Source organism: Dictyobacter kobayashii (assembly GCF_003967555.1).
In the GTDB taxonomy this organism is placed as follows: Bacteria; Chloroflexota; Ktedonobacteria; order Ktedonobacterales; family Ktedonobacteraceae; genus Dictyobacter; species Dictyobacter kobayashii.
The window spans coordinates 1,020,210-1,041,581 of record NZ_BIFS01000002.1; the positions used below are offsets into that span (position 1 = coordinate 1,020,210).

16 protein-coding genes and 1 pseudogene are annotated in these 21,372 nt (G+C 48.1%); 10 read left to right on the forward strand and 7 right to left on the reverse strand.

Annotated features, from left to right (window positions below):
* Positions 1–15: 15 nt before the first annotated feature.
* Positions 16–2,079 carry a serine/threonine-protein kinase gene (locus tag EL645_RS31160; protein WP_126556254.1) on the forward strand — a complete coding sequence of 688 codons (2,064 nt, stop codon included), beginning with the start codon at positions 16–18 and terminating at the stop codon, positions 2,077–2,079.
* Between the two features lie 286 nt (positions 2,080–2,365).
* Positions 2,366–4,168, forward strand: coding sequence for a sensor histidine kinase (locus EL645_RS31165; protein WP_126556257.1), 1,803 nt, complete (start codon positions 2,366–2,368; stop codon positions 4,166–4,168).
* Positions 4,169–4,308: 140 nt separating this feature from the next.
* Here EL645_RS31165 and EL645_RS31170 read toward each other — a convergent pair whose 3' ends face one another.
* Positions 4,309–4,830 carry a DoxX family protein gene (locus EL645_RS31170; protein ID WP_126556260.1) on the reverse strand — a complete coding sequence of 174 codons (522 nt, stop codon included), beginning with the start codon at positions 4,828–4,830 and terminating at the stop codon, positions 4,309–4,311.
* A 168-nt stretch (positions 4,831–4,998) separates the two neighbouring features.
* Between EL645_RS31170 and EL645_RS31175 the strand changes: the two genes are divergently transcribed.
* Entirely contained in the window at positions 4,999–5,361 is a 363-nt protein-coding gene (locus EL645_RS31175) for a winged helix-turn-helix transcriptional regulator (RefSeq protein WP_126556263.1), read from the forward strand.
* Between the two features lie 121 nt (positions 5,362–5,482).
* Here the strand turns inward: EL645_RS31175 and EL645_RS45945 are convergent.
* Positions 5,483–6,414 (reverse strand): annotated as a pseudogene (locus EL645_RS45945) (threonine/serine dehydratase).
* Between the two features lie 533 nt (positions 6,415–6,947).
* Here EL645_RS45945 and EL645_RS31185 point away from each other — a divergent pair.
* The 4 genes from EL645_RS31185 (at position 6,948) to EL645_RS31200 (ending at position 11,536) form a co-directional block, all read left to right on the forward strand.
* A complete protein-coding gene (locus EL645_RS31185) occupies positions 6,948–8,705 on the forward strand; it encodes a peptide ABC transporter substrate-binding protein (RefSeq protein WP_126556266.1) in 1,758 nt (585 codons plus the stop codon).
* Between the two features lie 445 nt (positions 8,706–9,150).
* Complete coding sequence (locus tag EL645_RS31190; protein WP_126556269.1) at positions 9,151–9,339, forward strand: helix-turn-helix domain-containing protein; 189 nt, start codon at positions 9,151–9,153, stop codon at positions 9,337–9,339.
* A gap of 1,210 nt (positions 9,340–10,549) precedes the next feature.
* Positions 10,550–10,981, forward strand: coding sequence for a transglycosylase SLT domain-containing protein (locus EL645_RS31195; protein WP_126556272.1), 432 nt, complete (start codon positions 10,550–10,552; stop codon positions 10,979–10,981).
* A 114-nt stretch (positions 10,982–11,095) separates the two neighbouring features.
* Positions 11,096–11,536, forward strand: coding sequence for a transglycosylase SLT domain-containing protein (locus EL645_RS31200; protein ID WP_126556275.1), 441 nt, complete (start codon positions 11,096–11,098; stop codon positions 11,534–11,536).
* Between the two features lie 403 nt (positions 11,537–11,939).
* Here EL645_RS31200 and EL645_RS31205 read toward each other — a convergent pair whose 3' ends face one another.
* The 5 genes from EL645_RS31205 to EL645_RS31220 all read right to left on the reverse strand — a co-directional run bounded on the left by EL645_RS31205 (position 11,940) and on the right by EL645_RS31220 (position 17,290).
* Positions 11,940–13,154 carry an MFS transporter gene (locus EL645_RS31205; RefSeq protein WP_126556279.1) on the reverse strand — a complete coding sequence of 405 codons (1,215 nt, stop codon included), beginning with the start codon at positions 13,152–13,154 and terminating at the stop codon, positions 11,940–11,942.
* Between the two features lie 160 nt (positions 13,155–13,314).
* Entirely contained in the window at positions 13,315–13,467 is a 153-nt protein-coding gene (locus EL645_RS41640) for an SRPBCC family protein (RefSeq protein ID WP_218032150.1), read from the reverse strand.
* Between the two features lie 41 nt (positions 13,468–13,508).
* Positions 13,509–13,781, reverse strand: a complete 273-nt coding sequence (locus EL645_RS41645; protein ID WP_218032151.1) for an SRPBCC family protein — start codon at positions 13,779–13,781, stop codon at positions 13,509–13,511.
* 121 nt (positions 13,782–13,902) lie between these two features.
* The gene (locus EL645_RS31215) at positions 13,903–15,348 is read right to left on the reverse strand and encodes a carotenoid oxygenase family protein (RefSeq protein ID WP_126556282.1); all 1,446 of its coding nucleotides are present in this window, start codon (positions 15,346–15,348) and stop codon (positions 13,903–13,905) included.
* Positions 15,349–15,406: 58 nt separating this feature from the next.
* Entirely contained in the window at positions 15,407–17,290 is a 1,884-nt protein-coding gene (locus EL645_RS31220; protein ID WP_161977842.1) for a GAF domain-containing sensor histidine kinase, read from the reverse strand.
* A 252-nt stretch (positions 17,291–17,542) separates the two neighbouring features.
* Between EL645_RS31220 and EL645_RS31225 the strand changes: the two genes are divergently transcribed.
* The 3 genes from EL645_RS31225 (at position 17,543) to EL645_RS31240 (ending at position 21,337) form a co-directional block, all read left to right on the forward strand.
* Positions 17,543–18,391, forward strand: a complete 849-nt coding sequence (locus EL645_RS31225; RefSeq protein WP_161977843.1) for a sensor histidine kinase — start codon at positions 17,543–17,545, stop codon at positions 18,389–18,391.
* A 24-nt stretch (positions 18,392–18,415) separates the two neighbouring features.
* A complete protein-coding gene (locus tag EL645_RS31230) occupies positions 18,416–19,120 on the forward strand; it encodes a response regulator transcription factor (protein ID WP_126556290.1) in 705 nt (234 codons plus the stop codon).
* A 999-nt stretch (positions 19,121–20,119) separates the two neighbouring features.
* The gene (locus EL645_RS31240) at positions 20,120–21,337 is read left to right on the forward strand and encodes a 6-phosphofructokinase (protein WP_126556296.1); all 1,218 of its coding nucleotides are present in this window, start codon (positions 20,120–20,122) and stop codon (positions 21,335–21,337) included.
* Positions 21,338–21,372 lie beyond the last annotated feature (35 nt).

A 21,372-nucleotide genomic window follows, 5' to 3' on the forward strand; every position in this document is an offset into this window, starting at 1 on the left:
AGGAGCCAACCAATCATGAATAGTACACCAGAAAAACGCCTGGGCAATTATAGACTGATACGCTTATTAGGGCGCGGTGGCTTTGCTGATGTCTATTATGGAGAGCATGTTTACCTCAAAACACCCGCAGCCATCAAGGTTCTCCATGTCCACCTGGGAGAAAAAGCGCAGGCCAACTTCCTACAAGAGGCCCGTCTGGTGGCCCGCTTAGAACATCCTCACATCATTACCGTGCTGGAATTTGGGATCGAAAAAGGTGTCCCTTATCTGGTCATGGAATATGCGCCCCATGGCACTTTACGCCAGCATTATCCCAAGGGGACACCTTTAACAGCCAGCAGCATTACACCTTATGTGTTGCAAGTCGCGGCGGCCCTGCAACATACCCATGATCAAGGACTTATCCATCGCGATATCAAGCCTGAAAATATGCTGCTACGCGGCGAAAAGGACCTGTTGCTCAGTGACTTTGGTATCGCACAGGTGATACAAAACGCACAGGCAAGCAGTAAAGAGCAAAAAATCGTAGGCACGATTCTTTATATGGCCCCCGAACAACTAAAGAGCGAAACCAATCCTGCCAGCGACCAGTATGCATTAGCCGCCGTCATCTATGAATGGTTGAGTGGTGCGGCACCTTTTTATGGCTCGTTTACAGAAATAGCGATTCAACACGCGCTAACCGCGCCGCCGCCGCTCAGCAAACGCCTATCACATATTACAGCAGAGATCGAAGAAGTTGTAATGATTGCCCTCAGCAAGACGCCCGAGAAACGCTTTCGCAGCATCAAAGCGTTCGCGACCGCCTTTGAACAGGCCAGTCAGGTCCCGAACGCCTCAACAACCATCCTGGCACAAAATCGCGACAAATATTCACATCCGATAGTTAAAGACCAGCAGCCAGTCAGCGCGCAACGCCGTTTCACCCGACGTAATGTGGCATTTGGTTTGATCGCCGGGACAGGAACCATTCTCGCAGGTGCCCTCGCATATCAGCCCTTACAGCACGAAGTACAGGCCTGGCTCCATCCTATCTCAACGCCAAAACCCATTATCAGACGTCGACCCCGTGCCACACCAACCCCCACGCCAGGACCAGGCGCCACAATCTATACATACCACGGCCACAGAGTCATTATCCGGACTCTCGCGTGGTCACAAGACAGCCAGGAGATAGTATCAGCGGCCGAGAACGTGCAGATATGGAACGCCTTCACAGGTCAACAACGCCTCCAGTATGGTCCCAACAACTATATGATAGGTGCAGACTATGCCATGGCATGGTCACCCAACCACCAATATATCGCCTCCAGCATGTCATCGAATGCCGGAATATTAGAAGTACATATCTGGGATGCCCAGAACGCCCAGGACACAGCCATCTGCCACTTACCAACTAATTTTGGACTTGATACCATCACCTGGTCTCCCAACAACCTGCAAGTAGCTTCAGATTTCAACGACGGCACCCATACGAGCATCGTGATCTGGGATGCGGCAACTGGTAGGCAGGTCACAATGTATCCGGAAGCGGCCAAACAAACAACGGTCGTCGCCTGGTCACCAACAGATCAATTACTGGCCACCGCCGATGATAACGTCGTCAACATCTGGGACACCACCACTGGAACAATCAAGCAGACATATCAAGGGCACAAAGATGCTGTCAACATTCCAACGCTGGCCTGGTCACCGGACGGCAAATATATCGCCTCCGGCAGTGGATATATACCAGCAGGTACAGCCACGGCAGCTAAAAACGCCAATACCATCCATGTCTGGCGCAGCAACGATGCCACCCCAATCCAGATCTACTATGGTCATAACGCGCCACCGTCCGCGTTAGCCTGGTCGCCTGATGGCAAACATATCGTCTCCGGCAACAGTTTCGCAGGCTTAAATACATTCACAGATCCTCAGATCTGGGAAGTCGCCAGCGGTCGCACAATACTACGCCATCGGGCCGGAGATAGCATTACCGCCCAATCTGACGTCACAGCCCTGGCCTGGTCTCCCAATGGAAATTTCATTGCCTCGGGCAGCATCAATGGCTTGATAGAAATATGGAAAACAAATTGATAGCATGCCAGCGGCTGCCCTACTTCCACTGTTAAGCTTGACATCCTATTTATTCATGAATATTATTTATTGGTATATTTATACAAAGTATGGACAACTTCATTATTAGACTTTGTATTTCTACTGATGCAGTAGAAAATAATAGCATAAAATAAAGTTTTATTTTATGCCGCTTATATATGAAGTAGAGTGAAATGGCTTATATCCCCAGTCATATATACAAAAACAATTATTCGCAAATCCACTTGAACTTTCTTCACACGTGCCGGGTAAGGAAAGACATACAATGAATAGTACATCATATGACTCCTTTGATAAGGAGATAGAACAGGATGTAATTACGGTAGCCAACCGACTTATTGCTGTGTTTGAAGCCATCTCAGATGCTGTTCTGGTCTATGATCTGAGAGGCACAATACTCCATATAAATCCAGCAGCCATCTACCTTTTTGGGTGTAAATCAGCAAAAGATGCGATCGGGCAAAAGTGTTTCCAGCTCATGGACCGTTACCAGGTCTACGATGAGAATGGCAAGCAACTACAGGCCCAGCAGATGTGGATGAGTCATATCAAGGATGATGAATCCTGTGGCAACGAACAGCATCAAGCACAGGATATCATGATCCGCTTTCCCTCTGGATGTGAATGCCAACTCAATATAGCAGGTTCACCGATTCATGACCAAAAAGGCAAAATTATCGGAGGCGTGTGTGTTTTCCGTGATGTCACCGAGCAACGTCAAAAATCGCGCCAGGCGATGGAAACGCTAGCCTCCTTGCTAGTGGTAGCCGAAGAATTGGTCCGCTTTCCAGAACGGATCGATAAGCTAAGCGACACATTTAGCATATCCCTGCCATCAATTGGTTCGGCGGCTCAACGCCTGGCCGAGATACTCCATCAAGTGCTTGAAAGCAACACGGTTGGTATCTCATCTTTAACCCCCTCGCAACATCTCAATCTAATCGGTATCAGTGGTCTGCCAGAGGAAGAAATTGCAGCAGCCAGAGCAGAAGTAGATAAATCTACACTGGCAGATTACTTTGAAGATAAAGATATCAGTGATCTTTACACCAACACAGTAATATTGCGCAATCTCGTACAACATCCTTTTGAGCAGCGCTCTGCGTTTGGGATGAGTAATCTCTTAGTTGCGCCGATGATGATTGGGACACAGCTAATTGGTATTTTCTTTATCGATAGGGCTGAGGATCGTCCCTATACGCAAGAGGAAATTGCCGTAGTCAAAGCGATCGCCAAGCTGAACGCGCTGGTCATCGAACGGGTGCGCCTGTTAGGAGAATGGGCCCAGACACGCTCTAATGAGATAGCCCTGGAAGAGACGAATCGTCGTTTCGATACCTTCCTCAGCATTGCCAGCCATGAATTAAGAACGCCACTCACCGGTATTCGTGGCAACGTGCAACTGGCATTGCGCCGTATCGAGAAGATCAAAGCATGTGCGACCGATATCGCAAAAACGACGCTCTTAAAAGAGGGTGAGCGCATTCAACAGCCGCTAGAAGAAACCGTGCGACGCGCGATAAGCCTGGATCGCATGATTGGAGATCTGCTGGATGCTTCACGGATTCGGGCCAATAATTTTGTGGTTTCAATGAAACCATGCGATCTGAAAGAAATTGTACGCACCACAGTTGAGGACCTGCAAGAGGTCATAACCGATAGGCAGATTAGCCTTTATCTTCCTGAAGAGAGTCAGGTGCCTATTAGCGGCGATGCCGACCGCATACAGCAGGTAACACACAACTATATCGTAAATGCACTCAAGTACTCGCCTCCTGAAAAGCCGGTGGATGTATATCTGGAAGTAAAAGATGATCAGGCCTGCGTCGAGGTACGCGATGAGGGTCCCGGCCTCTCTATAGAGGAGCAAAAACATATCTGGGAACGTTTCTACCGGGCAAAGGGAATTGAGGTGCAGTATGGTTCGGGAGCTGGCCTGGGGCTGGGCCTGTATCTATGCAGTACCATTATTGAACGTCACCATGGACAGGTTGGGCTCATCAGTAAACAGCATGAAGGTTCGACTTTCTGGTTCACCCTCCCTCTTGCCTCTCATCCGCTACCATAACCAGTCTGACACTCTGCAAAGAGTCGGATAAAGCACAAAAAACTATCCCCCTTGATATATGACAATATATCGAGAGGGATAGCCAACCAATCAATATTGCTCTACAGAGAGCCATTAATCAAGCTACTAGAGCGCTGCTATTAAGCAGTTTTCTGGCCGGAGGCCTGTTTAGCAGACTGGCGAGTACTGCTAATAGTGCCAATCGCAACGACGATAATGGCGACCAGTAGGACAAGCCAGAAAGCCAGGGATGGCAAGGTGAAATTAATAAGTGCATCAATGGAATACGCGCCAGGACCAGTCAGAGCCACAGCCAGTCCAACGAACATCAGAACCAGTGGATATTCATAACCACCCTGGGTTGACCATAAACCACTTGACCAGTGGAAGCGTACCACCGCCATCAGCATGCTAGCAATAATGGCAACCGCTGCCAGAGGTGTCAACAAGCCTAAGACCAAAAGCAGACCACCCACAAACTCACCCAATGTTCCCAACAGAGTCCAGAACCAGGCAGGAGCAAATCCCTGGGATTTCAACCAGCCCGTGGTTCCAGCAAAGCCGTGTCCGCCAAACCAACCAAACAATTTTTGGGAGCCATGTCCAGCCAGCAGTAGACCTACAACCACACGCAGAATAAGAAGACCGATAGATAAAGACATTATCCAATTTCCTTTCAAGGGTAACCAATGATTTGCTACTAACTTTTTATAAGTAGCAAGTGCGATGTCAATAATATACATCCGTAACTAATGTTTGTCAAGTGACTAATTTTATGTTAGTATAAATCCAGGATAAATATGATTTAAATAGGCGGGGGATCAAAAACTATGGCCGAAGAAGAACCCATGTGTACACGCTATCTACAGGCGGCCAACTTAATCAGTAAACGCTGGACGCCACTCATACTCAGGGTATTATTAGTCAGGCCCAGACACTATAGTGAGATCGCGCGCGGCGTTGGCAATATCAGCGACCGTGTATTGTCCATTCGTTTGAAAGAGCTGGAAGAAGAAGAGATCATTCAGAGGAAGGTATTCGCTGAAATACCTGTACGGATAGAGTATACATTGACGGCAAAGGGTAGAGCCCTCAATGAGGTTGTTGAAGCCATTGAGCGCTGGGGATCAGAGTGGCTTCCCCTGCCCGAGGAGCAGTCTCCCCAGCCCGAGAAACTGCCGAAAATCGTATAGTGATGAACATTAATGCGGCTGTCTTGAACCTTACCCCTGAAGACAGTAGAGAGAGCTTTCCCTGGCTGTAAGCGCGCCAGCCCTCGAACATTGAGGGCTGGCGCGCTTCTTTTATCATAGCTTATTTGCTTAGCAAGGACTCCAATTGAGCATTGCCACCACAGATAAGGATGCCAACGTGTTCATTGGGGGCTGGCTGGTACACACCCGCTTGTAGGGCGGCGATACCAGCCACCGCCGCGGGCTCAGCCACCAGGCGCAGCTCATTCCATAAACTACGCTGCGCCTGCGCGATAGCTTCATCATTTACCAGCACCACACGCTCCACATAGCGTTGCGCGATTGAAAAAGGCAAGTCACCGACGCGCCTGGCTCCCAGCGCATCTGCCGCCAGCCCGCTAATCTCAACATCCACCGGAGCCCCGGCCTGCAAAGCTCGATACATACTGGCCGTCCCCTCAGTCTCAACCCCAATAACACGTACAGAATTCTGGAACCAGCTCGCGATACCACTGATTAAACCGCCGCCGCCCACCGATACCAGCAACGTATCCAGCTCGGGTAGCTGCTGAGACAGCTCATAACCGAGTGTCCCCTGACCGGCCACCACTTCAGACTGATTATAGGCATGCACAACCAGGGCCCCCGTCTCCTTCGCTCGCAACTCGCTGGCCAACCAGGCATCAGCATAGGTCGCCCCAACAATATGCACCTCCGCCCATAAGAACGCAGGCGTTCAACTTTGATGCGCGATGAAATCTCAGGTACAAATATTTCCGCCCGATAGCCCAGCTGCTGAGCCGCATAGGCAACCGCCGCACCATGATTGCCGCCCGATGCAGCAATCACCTCTACAGGTGGAACCGACTGTGATAAAAGACGATTAAAAGCTCCACGTGCCTTGAAAGATCCAGAATGCTGCATCATTTCCAGTTTCAGTGAAAGATGGCCAGGGCAATTCCAGATACCAGCTTCAAGCTCAAACACAGGAGTATGCCGTACATGGGGAGCGATACGCCGGGCAGCGCGCTCAATGTCCTCTTGCGTAATCATGATCTGCGCCTTCTTACTATCTTTTGGATCATTATAGCACTTGCCAGGGAGCCGTATTCTTTCTGTAATACCTACGCAGCTTACCGCTATTACTTGATATGATTACAATATACTTAACCTTTTCCATTGCACTACTTAAAATGATTAAGCATATTATAAAGTAGAAAATAGCTACATTTTTTGATCACGCGCTATAGTAATTTTATCTATATTTCTACACATACTTATCATCTGTGAGAGGTTTGGTTGTGCAATAGCGTAGTAGTATACATTAGAAAGTTTTTTCGCGAAGGAATATATCTAGATTCAGCTATTTGCTGTCCGCTTCGATAACTTTAAACAGCAGTTAGCAGCATTGTTTTGCATTTTGATTTGTAAATATCTACACATAGACATAAAGATAATTCCTTTTGAGCTGATAGGAAGGAGTCCTTGCATCTAGAGACAGCTGTGACTATTCGTCCGTGAGTGCATATACGTAGAGACAAGCACAAAATCAGGAATTACCACCCCGTAGAACCAGGAGACGTCACATGAAATCAAGCACATCAGCCAGTCGCCGTTTGATTCCAGCTTTGCTGTGTATACTGGCGGCGCTATTATCAGCCTGCGGCAGCACAGCACCGGCCACAACCAACTCCAACACAGGCCCAGCCTCAGCCGACAAACAGATTCTCATCCAACCAATTACTGGTCGCGCTGACCTCAAGACCTTTGATCCCGCGCTGGCAGGCGATATTCCCTCCATCAACGCCATTAGCATGGTCTTTACCGGCCTGGTCTCCCTCAATGATAAACTAGAGGTCCAGAAACAGCTCGCCCAGTCTTACCAGGCAAGTCCGGATGGTTTGACCTGGACATTTAAATTGAAGCCCAATCTAAAATTCAGCGATGGCGCACCTCTCACCTCCACAGATGTCGCCTACAGCATCGACCGCGCCCTGGACCCTCAGGTAGCATCAGGCGTTGCCAGCACCTACCTGGGCTTGATCAAAGATTCAGATAAGCGTAGCGCTGGCAAGCTTAATACCTTGCTCAATGATAGTATTCTCACCCCGGATGCCCAGACGATTATTTTAAAGACCTCCCAGAAGGCGGCCTATTTCCTGGAGGCCTTAACCTATAACACATCCTTCGTAGTTGAGCGCAAGCTTATCGATAAGTATGGCAAGACCTTCACTGACCACCTGGATGAAGGCGGTGGCGCAGGTCCCTGGAAGGTTCAAAAATTTGAGCATGGTAAAGATATTGTGCTGGTACCAAATACCAATTATTATGGTGCACAACCCAAACTGAAAAAAATCGTGATGCCATTCTACAAGGATGTACAGACGGCCTATCAGGACTACCAGAACGGTCAGATCCATACCTCGGGTGTGCCCTCATCGCTGATCGCTAGCGCCAAAACGCTACCCGACAAACAATATCACCAGGTACCGATCCTGGCCATCGACTTCATTGCGCTGAATTATCTGACCAGGCCGTTCGATAATCTCAAAATTCGCCAGGCCTTTGCCCTGGCACTGAACAAGTATGCGATTGCCCACGATGTTGGTAAAGATTCTAATATTGCCACCAACCATATTGTGCCACAGGGTATGCCCGGCTATAACCAGAACCTGACCGGACCAATGGGTGTCAAAGATACTAATGGTGATCCGACCCAGGCAAAAACCCTGTTTGAACAAGGTATGAAGGAAGAAGGCTACACAACGGCTAACTTCCCATCCGTCACCTTTACAGTCGCCACCGAAGGGTCCTCAGACGCCGCCAATACCTTCAGCGCCATGCAACAGATGTGGAAAAATGCACTGGGAATCAATGTCAAGATCCGCGATACCGATTTTAATACCCTGCTGGACCAGGCTAACGCGGCCGCCAATAATCCTAAGGGTATTCAGATGTGGTATGCCGATTGGTATGCTGACTATCCAGATCCACAGGACTGGCTGACCTTGCTCTTTGGAAATGGGGCCAGCAAAAATGGTATGAACTATGGCCAGAATAAAAATCCATATGCCGCTGAGCAGCAGGCGAACCAGGCATTGATGGTGAAGGCGGATGCCAACGCCAACACTACTGAGCGCATGCAACAATACAATACCGCGGAACAGGCCTTAATCAATGATGTAGCCTGGATTCCAATCGCGCAAGAGATTACAAGCTCGGTAAGAAAAACCTGTGTAGTCGGTATGGTTGACAATGCTCAAGGGCTAACTCCACCAGACGATTGGGGCTCTATCTATATCTCAAATAACGCAACCTGTGCCAGCTCAAACCAGTACAAATAATAAGCGCTAAGTAGGTATACGTATACACCTACCCTTATAAAAAAGAAGGATGCGGCAGATGCTGCATCCTTCTTTTGCTTTACATAGCTGATAGCATAAAAATATCATGAACATGACAAGAAGCAGATAGTAGTCTCGACACCCGTGACTCAGCTAGGATAGAATGCTTTGACAATATATATATAAGTGGCCCAGATAGTTCATTTAAAGCCAATTTAAGACCATTCATGTCACATGTTAATGAGACTATTTGTTTTACTTCTAAGTAACAAGGATGAGGATGTAGCAAGCACCTTCAGCATAAGATATCACTGCTTTACAATTTCATAACATTGTTATACAATGTTTGCGTAATAACAAATTACAACAATGTTACGCACTATTTCTATTCATATAAGTAGAAATGAGTGATCGTATATACAGAACCAAAAGGGAGTCTTATATAATGAGTGATCTTTTAACAGTATCAGAAGTAGCCCAAATTCTTCGTGTAGATGATACCACCGTTCGCCGCTGGGTCAAACAGGGCGCACTCGAAGCCGTTGTGCTTCCTCACGTCAATGCACGCCAGGCTTATCGCATCAAACGCGAGACCCTGGACAAAGTACTGGGCAGCCAGGGCTTACTCCAGTAAGCTTAAGCACAGCACGATACAGATAGAAGGAAGAGGCATACTAAAGAGTATGGCCTCCCTTCTTTTTTTTGGGAACTGGACCTGCCTGGCTAGCGTTATCACCGTATTTCTAGCTTACGCCAGGCCCCCCTAAATTCATGCTTATAAGTACTAAGTACCTATGAGATTTGACTGTATGGATCAGCGCAGGCATACTATTAACAGCCATTGGGAACGCTGCTACATGGCAGCTAGTTCATCCAATTGGATAGTACCTTCAAAGTAGCAGACGCGTTTCTAAGCTCGTGCCAGCACGAAAGAAACAGCAAACAAGTACTAAGTACCTATAAGATTTGACTGTATGGTTTTGCGACTGCATACTATTAACAGTGACTCGCGGATGTTTCTGAGCACAGAAATATCTCAGAGGAGCTCAAACAAGTACTAAGTACCTATCAAAATTGACTGTATGGTTTTGCGACTGCATACTATTAATAGTTCGCGGACGTTTCTGAGCACAGAGACATCTTAAAGAACTGTAAACAAGTACTAAGTACCTATCAAAGTTGACTGTATGAGTCGCTGATTGCATACTATTAACAGTTCTCCAGGAGGAGAGCACATACAAGCTTCCTCAAAGGTACGTAACAAGTACTAAGTACCTACAAGATTTGACAGTACAAAGATTATTGGCAATACTGATAGTAGTCCGTTAAACGCAAAGCTAGTAGTTAGTACTATATACCCACAAGATTTGACAATAGGATGTGACGGATCAATAATAGGGTATAGACATTCACAAGAAAACAACACGTTTTCGTCCACTGTAAATATCGATACCTATAATCGAGATAAGAACAACGAACAAGCGTAGCAAGTTAGTCAGTTAGTAGTTCGATCTAATAAACATCCCGGCATCCCCCCGGTGTACCAATACAATCTCCCAGACAGAAAAAAACCATAGGATTTTATTTGCCTATTTACCCACAAATAGGAATCCTTTCCCAATTTGTCATAGACCCGGGTTAGTCGTGTCTGCGAACTTGCCCTTCAGTCTAGCGGAGATAAAAATCATAGACGTACATGCTTATGTATGCACGTCCTGACAGGTTAACTGGTCTGCATAAATGAGACCGAACCCCAATAGTAAGCCAGACACCTGGCAATAGCGACATAGCAAGAGCTTAAAGCATTATCGTAGCAACGATTTCGTCATAAGGAGTACACATTGATGTCACAGCAGAACACCAGCGTTACACATTCAACAGCCAGCCACAAACGCCACATTATCAATATTGCCTTTGCATTGCTGTTAGGCGTAACCATGTTCGGCGCGATGATGGGTCTACAAACCAAAACCACCCATGCGGCTACCAACAATACCTACCTGGTCAGTATCATTCGCAATGTCTTTGGTCCTTATTCCGACCAGGCTATCCGCATCGCTCAATGTGAATCAACGATGAATCCGAATGCACGCAACACCATGGCGATCGGTGGCAGCTATGCTTCAGGCCTCTTCCAGATCCTGTATCCGAGCACCTGGAACGGCACTGCACAGGCCGGTAAATCACCCTTCGATCCACAGGCAAACGCCCAGGCTGCTTACCAGCTCTTTAAAGGTGATGGCTTCCGTTGGACTCAGTGGCAGTGTAAAGCCTAAACAATAAATAGATAAACATTGTTGGTGGCGAGGATGAGCGATATTCTCGCTGCGCCAACCCAAAAAGTATACATACAAAAAAATTAAAAACACAACCTTAAAACAGGAGAATCCATGAACTATACACAGGAAACAACTATCAATACAACGCAGAAAACCAAATCATTAAAACAGCGTATGCTGGGCATTGCCCTGGCTATCATGTTTGCCTTAACACTGGCTGGAACCTTCATGGGTATGCAGACCAAGACCACCCATGCGGCTACCAACAATACCTACCTGGTCAGCATTATTCGCAATGTCTTTGGTCCTTATTCCGACCAGGCTATCCGCATCGCTCAATGTGAATCAACGATGAATCCGAATGCACGCAACACCATGGCGATCGGCGGCAGCTATGCTTCAGGCCTCTTCCAGATCCTGTATCCGAGCACCTGGAACGGTACTGCACAGGCCGGTAAATCACCCTTCGATCCACAGGCAAACGCCCAGGCTGCTTACCAGCTCTTTAAAGGTGATGGCTTCCGTTGGACTCAGTGGCAGTGTAAAGCCTAAGTAGTCCTTTATAAGATAAAAACGTATGGACCCGTGTCTCTAATTCACGGGTCATGAAAACCAGATAGGTAAAAAAGATTATTCCTTACCTTACGGTCTTTCTCCTTCCCCCGCAAAGGAAATGGCTCGTCCGGGATATATGTCCCAGACGGGCCATTTCCTTTATGCGGCTTTTATTACTATGCCCGGCCTGGGGGCGCTGACGCCCCCAATCTGTTATATATAGGATGCGGGAATTGCGTACGTGCGCAATTCCCGCATCCTATATATAACATTTGTGTTTGTGGAACAGGTAAAGAGGCGGTTATGGCCGCCTCTTTACCTGTTCCACAAACACAAATGTTTAAGAGAAAGTCGCATGTGACGTTTTATGATTTTTCATATTGATCTGTGCCATATATGTTCAGGCCAGGGCGTGGTCTTTGTGTAGCCAGGATTGGAGTATCAGCCAGAGGGATAGGAGGCAGAGGGCCAGGAAGATAGTGTAGGGGAGGATTGACCAGAGGCCAAAGAATTGTGCCATGTTGCCAGCAATCCAGGGCAGGAAGGCTCCACCCACACATCCCATGCTCACTTCGAAGCCGATGCTGGTAGCCAGGCGGTTAGAGGAGACGACCTGCGAGGTCAGGGCAATCGCGGTGGGGAAGATAGGCCCCAGGCAGAAACCGGTTAGAAAGAGACCAAAGGCAGCCATAGTATCAATCGGCAGCAACCAGACCAGCGCCAGACCAATCATCACGCCAATCACGCAGAGTTGAATGGCTCGCTTCTCACCAATGCGCTGGGCGAAAGAGCCCAGTACCAGGCGCCCTACGGCAAGTCCCAGCCAGTAGCCACTCGCCATCCAGCCCGCATAGAGTGTGAATACATGGCGCTGCTCGGTCAAGAAACTATAGATCCAGGTCCCCACGACGATTTCCAGGCCGACATAGCAGAATAAGAAAAAGGCAAAAATCCAGGTCAGGCGTAATTTTAAAATCGACCAGAGCAGATTTTTACCGACATCTTCAGGATGCTCCTGGGGCGAGGCGGGCTGATTTTTAAAGATAGCGATGATTCCCAGCAAGATAAGCAGGCAAAAGATCGCCCACACCAGGTAAACGCCGTTCCATGGTAGCTGCAAGGCCAGAAAAGATGAGGCGACCAGGGGACCAAGCAGGGCACCACAACCGTAAAAAGCGTGCAGGTAATTGAGGAGTACCGTGCTGCGCGGTAAGCTTGCCACATAGGCATTTAACCCGATATCCAGCATCGATACACCGAAACCCAGCGGCAGCAGGCAACAGGCAAAGAGCAGAAATGGTGGTGTCAAACTTAGCATAAACAGGCTGAGCATAAAGATGATGGCGCCCAGCCACAAGAAACGACGTGTACCCAATCTACGAATCAGCACACCACTATTCAGGGATGCCAACAAATAACCAATCGTACTAAAAAAGAAGGTCAGGCTCACAGTCGATTTATTGATCGAATAGTGGATACCCATACTGGGGATCAGTACACCACCGGCACCATCGTTGGCACCAATCAAAATAAAAATGAGGAAGGCCAGTCCCACCTGCAAACGAAAAGAGAGCCGCGCAATACGTGTGTGTGTATCTATCAATGTTCCAGACATAAAAGAGCATCCAAAATCCGGTTAAGCCAGCTTCCTACCAGGAAACCAGGAAAAAATACATAAAAAAGAAATGGGGGATGTCAATAAATGACATCCCTCTTTATATTTATTCTACTACAATCAGTTTTATAGGGCAAGCTTAAAGAAAAACTGGAACGCCTTAAATTGCGCTCATCTGTCCGGCTTCGGCCGCCTGCTTCAGGTATACATTCCTGGTTAAGAGCAGTTTCTTCATATACTGCGTCAGAAACAGCATTTCGGCTAGCTTGCCAAAGATACCGAAAGGCGCTTGATAGCGAAACTTATCAATCATAAGTGTTCCTGCTGACTGTGGCACAAACTCATGGCTATGCTTTATGGAGTAAAAGGCCCTTTGATCATTTCATCAGTAAAGCGAGTAGGGCGCTTATAGACGGTAATCTCTGATGTAAGGTGCTGCCGGATACCAAAATGGACAGCCTCCCAGGTCACTGTATCTCCCAATTTCATCATGCCAGACATCACTCCGGCCACCGGACGCTCATGGGTTTTAGCAACCGATTTGCTATGCGCATCAACATTTAAAGAGAGATCAAAACAGCGTTCGAGCGGGGCCTGGATGAAAGTCTCTAACTGGATCAGTGCCATTATAGTCACCATGCTTCCTGGCAGAAGTGTTTATTGTCTATCACAATCAGTCATTTTGCATGAATAGAAAAAACACTTCTCTATATATTATAGGCTTCACAATAACTTTAAGCAAGAGAAGTTATAATATAGCAATAGATGGGAAGAATTCTCCGTGGAAGCCGAGGGGAATGTGGTGGGGCACTTCAGCACGGGCAATTTCTTCGAAGGTGTGGGCATTCAATACCAGCAAGAATGATCGCCCTACGCGGGCATCCAGTACTACGGAGAGAATCACTCCATCATCTTCGAATCGGGCATCAGGGGCTTCAGCAAAGATGGGTTCACCAGGATAGCATGCTTCCTCACCCCAGATCTTAGTATTGCTTCCCAGAGCCCCATGCAGATCGACACGTACCAGCTGGCTGGAAAACGCCGCCACCCGCTGCTCAGGGGTACTTACACCATAGACGACAGCATAATCGCCAGCATTATAGCGACGATAATTGATCGTCGGCAATTCAACTGCTTCGTGCGAGAGCAGTTCATAACGTACAGGCGCGGACCCCAGGGGTACGTGATAACGACGTAGCTCGCCGCCAGTAATGCGCGCGGATGATTGCGTCGCCGGCTCCACTCGGTCCCGCAATTGATCCAGATAGAGCGATTGAATCACTGCAGGCGAATCGTAAGCAGAAATATCTACAACAACCTCGCCAGCTTGCTCAAAAGCGTTGACATGGTGAAAAGCAAAGAAGGCCTCGGTCTCATATCTACCAACGACTTCACCATTACTCTTACGCATAATGACAAACGTTGCCGGCTCCTGTGGCCTCCATTCATAGTTTTCGATAAATGGCTTATGACTATTCAGCAAATTTAAGGGATTGACACGATAGGGAAATTCCACAATCACTATATACTGTTCAGTGAGACCAAAACTATGTAAATAAGAGGGTTCCATTAAAGCATAGCGACCAATCTCCTGCCGGCGATGCTCGTGATCAGGAATAGCATAGACATGAAAGATACTGGGCATATTGAACTCGGTCATATAGCTCACGCTCATGTGGCGCTGAAAATCATAATGAGGATGGGCCGAACCATGATGTCCCTGCAAAGCATCCTCATAATGAACTACCCCCAATGTCTCCAGGGTATGGGGATTAAATGCAATCGGCAGAGGCGTCTCAGTCATCGCAACAAAATCGCCGGCCACCTTATTGATACTTACATTGGCATTGACTGAATCTGTTTCAGTCATGGTTCCTTTGAAGATAGCCTTACAGGGATCGGTCGCGAACTGGCCAAAAACAATACGTCCCTGTTCCATAGAAATCTTGTATTGCTCGCTCTGCAGAAATTTATTGGCATAGGAGACCTGGCCATCTTTTAAAGTAAAGCGATGCAACATCGCAAAGCCATCGAACCAGTGGCGGAAGGTATCGGGTCCAAGCTCAAATTTCGCCGGTCCATTGCGCAGCAATGATCCAGCCAGCCAGCCAGGCAACGTGCCCTTAATTGGCAAACGATCTAATACAATTTCTTCATTCAATGAGAGATAACCAGCATTGATACCGTTCGCCATCGGTTTGCTCCTCACGTTACAATCCGCCACAAAAAAGGAAGTTCTTACAAGAATGGTATCATAAATTTTCTAAAGGACAGGTAATGGGTTTCTCCTCCATATAGACGGGCAATGTAATGTAGAAAGTAGTGCCTTCATTTTCAATAGATTCAAACCAGATCTGACCATAGTGCTGCTCTATCAAGGCACGGCAGAGATACAGACCAAGCCCGGTACCGCTAATGGCACGAGCATTATCGGCACGGCAAAAGCGGTCAAAGATCTTGCCTTGCTGGTCAGCCGGAATACCAATACCATAATCGCGTACACTCACAACCGCAACCCGCACTTGCGCTGATTCATGTCCTTCTGAAATATCCAGATCGATATCACCACCAGCTGGACTATACTTAATTGCATTATTAAGCAAATTGATCAGGATCTGTTCGATGCGGTTGATATCAATCATTGCTACCAGATAATCCAATCCAGTATGCACATTGATGCGATGATGGGTAGTTGTAATCTGCAGGCGCTTAACGACGCGCCGTATCAACGCGATCAGATCACAAGGTTCAAGCTGGATACTTAAACAACCGGCCTGCAGGCGCGTCACATCTAACAAATCATCTGTGAGCTCGGTCATCCTGGTGGTGGCCTGATCAATGCCCTCCACAGCCTCCAACTGCCAATCAGCCAGCTTACGACCATGGCCACGCTCGGACTGCATCATTAGTGTCTGAGAGAAACCACGCAAAACGGCCAGGGGAGCCCTGAGCTCATGGGCAGCGATACCAATAAATTCATCCTTCAAACGCTCAGCTTCCATCAAGGCCGTCACATCTTGATGCACCACAACAACCAGCGGCTCCCTTTCTTTCATAGAAAGTACACTCCGCATAGCCGGACTTAGCCACTGAGATACATCAATAATAGAAGTACTGACAATCATAGGCAGATAACTACCATCGGGATAGCGCAATTTCTCTTGCTGCTGACGCGTGGTCTCACCCTGCGTGACCGCACGCATAGTGGCCAATTGCTCGGAGGGAATTGGAACTCCATTATCGTCAAAGATCATGATCTGGCTCTGTTGCAGAAACTCTTTCATTGGCTGCTCTGGCTGCCAGCTACCACGCCATAAAGATGCACCAGCACGATTAACAAGTACCAACCGGGCCTCAGGTCCATGCACCAGATAGACGCTACCAGGCATTTCATCAAGGATCATCTGTAGCGCGGCCGTGTGCGCCTCCAGCTCCTGGTGCGCTTTCAATTCCATATCACGCAACTGCGAGATATGATACAAACGGACATTTTCAAGCGCGACCGCTGCAACCGAGGCCAGGCCAACAATCAATACTTCGTCATAAGCCGAGAAGTGGCCAGGTTGCGAATGCCCTAATAGTAATCCGCCCAGGACCTCACCATCATAATTAACCAGGGGGGCCCCAAGAAAGCTACGCACGGGTGGATGTCCGGGCGGCAAACCCACAGAATGTAATGGTTCGGCAAAAATATATTCTCGGAGATGAGGACTAAAAATAAAGCCGCCAGCTTCGTGATCCAGCAGATAAGAGCGATAAGAAGCTAAATTGGGAGAGAGAATATCATCTATGCGCACAGGTAGGCCGTGATTAAAGATAGGCCGCAGAAAACCAATCCCCCCTAGAGGAATAGTTTCGGCAAAAATACGCTGCTCTTCCGTAACTCCAACCACACAAGCTATGTGAAAGATACTACCATCTGATGGGCCGATAGGCTTTCCTTCCCGATCAACCGAGCGCAAAGAGCAGGCTGCGAACTCAGCATGGGTCGCCTCACAACAGGTATGGGTTATATTTTCAATCAACCGCCCCTCATTAAACTCACGCATCAAGGCCATACTCATACGGGAGAAAGCCGCGAGGCGCCTGGGCGCTTCCGTATCCCAACCAGAATTATCAGTTGCAACTGGAGTCATGACATTTACCTCATGCATCAAGAGGGCAGCAGTATCTCTTCAAGCACAGCCCATCATTACAGCATATACCCAACGTATATGTAACATTATAAATCATTATTAAAGCAAGCTTAACAATATAAATATTTTGCTTTTTTTGTGACACCATTGTGATAAGGCACTTTGCACTGTGCTTTCTTTGTGAGTGGGAGCATATATACTAAATCAAGCAAACTATCCAGCATGCTCAAAATACAGGAAGGGGGAAAGCTAATGGAGGCACAGAATCAACCTACCATGGATATGCTCACCACCCTGAGCCATGAATTAAGAACGCCGCTTACAGCGATTAAAGGCTACACAGCAACACTGGTACGTCATGAGCAGCATTTAAAGAAGCAGGAGCGCTTAGAATTTCTTCATGCCATTCAACAGGCCAGTGAGCGACTCGAAACTATTATTAATCAGCTCATAGAGGTGCAACAGCTAGAGTTAAAACCGCTGACCCTTGAATATGGCCGGGTAAAACTTTGTGAACTTATCAGTGAAGTTATTGAAGATGGAAAAAACGCAGCCCAGCAGCTTTTACAATATATTCATCACATCCATCCCGAGAGAAGCCTACCCAGCTTCCAATTTACTATGTCGTGCGACAGCGAAGAGTCAAAAATCGAGACCGTAACGATTTGCGCTGACCGTCAGCGCCTCAAAGAGGTACTCAAAAATCTAATCGAAAATGCATTGCTCTATTCGCCTTATGGAGGAGCCATCGAAATAGGGGTGCGCATGCTTGTAAATGAAGAGATACCCTCAGTTCCACAACAACCAGCTGAATACCAATTGATTACGTGCCTGCAGAAGACCGACAATCCAGCTCTCCATAATCAACAGATGATCGAAATCTGGATTCAGGATCACGGCATAGGGATCGAGCCCGACCAGTTAAAAGAAATCTTTAATGGTTTCCACCGCGTCGATACCCGGCTCACACGCGAAGTGAATGGCCTGGGACTTGGATTAACTATCAGCAAGCGTATAATAGAATTGCACCATGGTACAATCTGGGCCGAAAGTGAACCTGGCAAAGGGAGTACATTCCATATTCTGCTCCCAGCCGCTTGATGAATAAAAAGGGAGATCGCTGGTATGCCTGCAAAAAAGACGACCATACTCATCGCTGATGATGATCCACAGCTCTTACGCTTGATGTCAAGAAATCTTCAATTTGAAGGCTACGAAACTCTGATGGCCTCCGATGGCAAGCAGGCACTGGAATTAGCAGAAACAAAGAAGCCAGATCTTGTGCTCCTGGATGTGATGATGCCCAGAATGGATGGTTTTACTGCCTGCCAGCGTATCCGGGATATCTCGACCGTACCCATTATTATCGTTACCGCGCGTGGTAATGACCAGGATAAGATACGCGGCCTGGATCTGGGGGCCGATGACTATCTCACCAAGCCATTTAATATCGAGGAGCTGCTGGCACGCTCCCGCGCGGTCCTACGCCGCGCCAGTTTTATGACCAACGAACAGGCGATGAGCAGCGTAAAAATTGCTGAGCTATCTATCGATTTTACCCAGCACCTGGCCAGAGTTAATGACCAGGAACTCCCACTGACACCCATAGAATATCGTATCCTCGCTTATCTGGCCCAGAATCTAAACCACATTATTACCCAGGATCAACTACTCGAACACGTTTGGGGCTCAGAATATATCGGTGAGAGTCATATGCTGCAGGTGAATGTCAATCGCTTACGTCGCAAGCTAGAGCCTGATCCCTCCAAACCCCGCTATATTTTAACCAAAGTGGGTGTTGGCTATATGCTTGCCGAACCCCAGGCTTAAAGATAAAAGAAAACGGAGTTCGTTTTCTTTTTATGGCAGCAAATAGTTCCTGTGCGGGCGTGCGCTGGCGCGCCCGCACAGGTTTTGTAGTATGATGTAGAAAATGCGCAAAGCGCATTTTCTACATCATACTACAAAATATATGTTTCAGGTATGGGGGGGTGTATGGTGGGCGGTTGTGGCCGCCCACACTACAAAATATATGTTTCAGGTGGGGGGGGTGTATGGTGGGCGGTTGCGACCGCCTCCCACCTGCAAACAGGAAGATGAAGAGCAAGCGATGAAAGACACCATCTTTCAGGTGTGGGGGGGTGTATGGTGGGCGGTTGCGACCGCCTCCCATCTGCAAACAGGAAGATGAAGAGCAAGCGATGAAAGACACCATCTTTCAGGTGTAAGGAGTGTGTGGTGGGCGGCCGCAGCCGCCTCCCATCTGCAAACAGGAAGATGAAGAGCAAGCGATGAAAGACACCATCTTTCAGGTGTAAGGAGTGTGTGGTGGGCGGCCGCAGCCGCCCACCACACACTCCTTACTCCCAACCCGGCGCCGCAGGCGCCAAAGAGAAAAAGTAAAAAGCCCTGCATGGCTGAAATGCGATATCAACAATACATATCGATGCATAATCGATATGTATTGTTGATATCGCATTGATTCAAACTGGCTTTGACATGGGGAGTACCATAGAAAGCAGAGAAAAGATTGATACTGTATACCTGCAAAGGACCTATATAACAGTCATATAAGTGAAGTAAGACCAGAGCCTTTCAAAGCACCATCAAATGTGTGAAGAGTACACATAGATGCTAAAATGAATAGTGATATAGTTCCATGCAGATATAAGGTTTCTGATCGACAACAGTGATATAATTTTTCCTATACATCTTTGTGGTTGGGAAACCCTTCCCACCAATAAAGAGAATGGAAAATACCCTCAGGCCGCCAGTCGGCCGAGGGTATCAAGTAATAGAGAGTAAGTCTCAGTTGAAAAGAGGTTTCCCATGCCAGGACATGTATCAAGCCCCATTCGCTCGCTCGGCGTGCTAACCGGTGGCGGCGACGTGCCAGGGCTCAATGTAGCAATTAAAGCATTGGTGTACCGCGCGGAGACAATGGGTATTCGCGTAATGGGATTGCGCGCCGGTTGGGAAGGCATCTCCTTCCTGGATCGTGCTCGCGGGCAAGAGGCTCTTATCTTTCAGGAAGATGATCCCAGCACCTGGAAGGACGGCTATTTGATGCCGTTAACGCGCCTCAATACCCGCAGCATCGATCGCCAGGGTGGTACGATCCTCCAATCATCACGTACCAATCCCGCTAATACCCGTGTCAGTGAACTGCCAGCCCACCTGAAATCCTATGGCGAAGGCCACAAGCCAGAAGATCGCATTGATCTAACCAAAGAAGTTATCGCTAACCTGGAATTCCTGGGACTTGACGGCCTGGTCGCGATTGGTGGCGATGATACCCTGAGCTATGGCTCTAAATTGGCCGCAGCCGGCATCCCTGTCTGGGCTATCCCAAAGACAATGGATAATGATGTGCCCGGAACAGATTACTGTATTGGATTCCAGACGGCCATCAGCCGCGCCGGAGAGTTTATTAACCGTATTCGCTCCACCGCAGGCTCACATCGGCAAACCGTCCTGTTCCGTATGTTCGGACGTGATGCAGGCTTTACCGCGCTCGAAACCGCCGCAGTGACCTGGGCCGATCGCCTGATCATCCCGGAAGTCCCCATCGACATCGACCGCCTGGCGGACCTGGTCATGAAAGATCGTCAAAATCCTGAAGGATATTCATTCGTCGTCATGTCCGAAGGTGCCAACATGGGCGTTCCAGTTCCCACCGTTGGCGAGGCCGATGCATACGGACATAAGAAAAAAGCCAACGTGGCAGAATTCCTGGGAGAGCAACTGAGCTCACGCATCTCAGGAGTGCGCTTCCTGCCCATCGATCTGACCTATTTCTTACGTAGTGGAGAGCCAGAAGTATACGATAAAGATATAGCCATCCATTTTGCTAATCTGATCATGAGTAAAGTCAGTGAGGGCATGTACAATGTGATGGCCGCCCATCGCGATGGTAGCTATGTCGTCACAGATATTCCTGGCAAAGATATTCCAGCCCGTCGCGTTGATCCAGCCGATTACCACGAGACCCGCTATCGCCCGCGCTTCGAGCGCATCAGTGGCCCTTACCAGCCACAAATTCGCTAATAAGGCTTATACAGCCTGTTGCATTCACGTCAGGC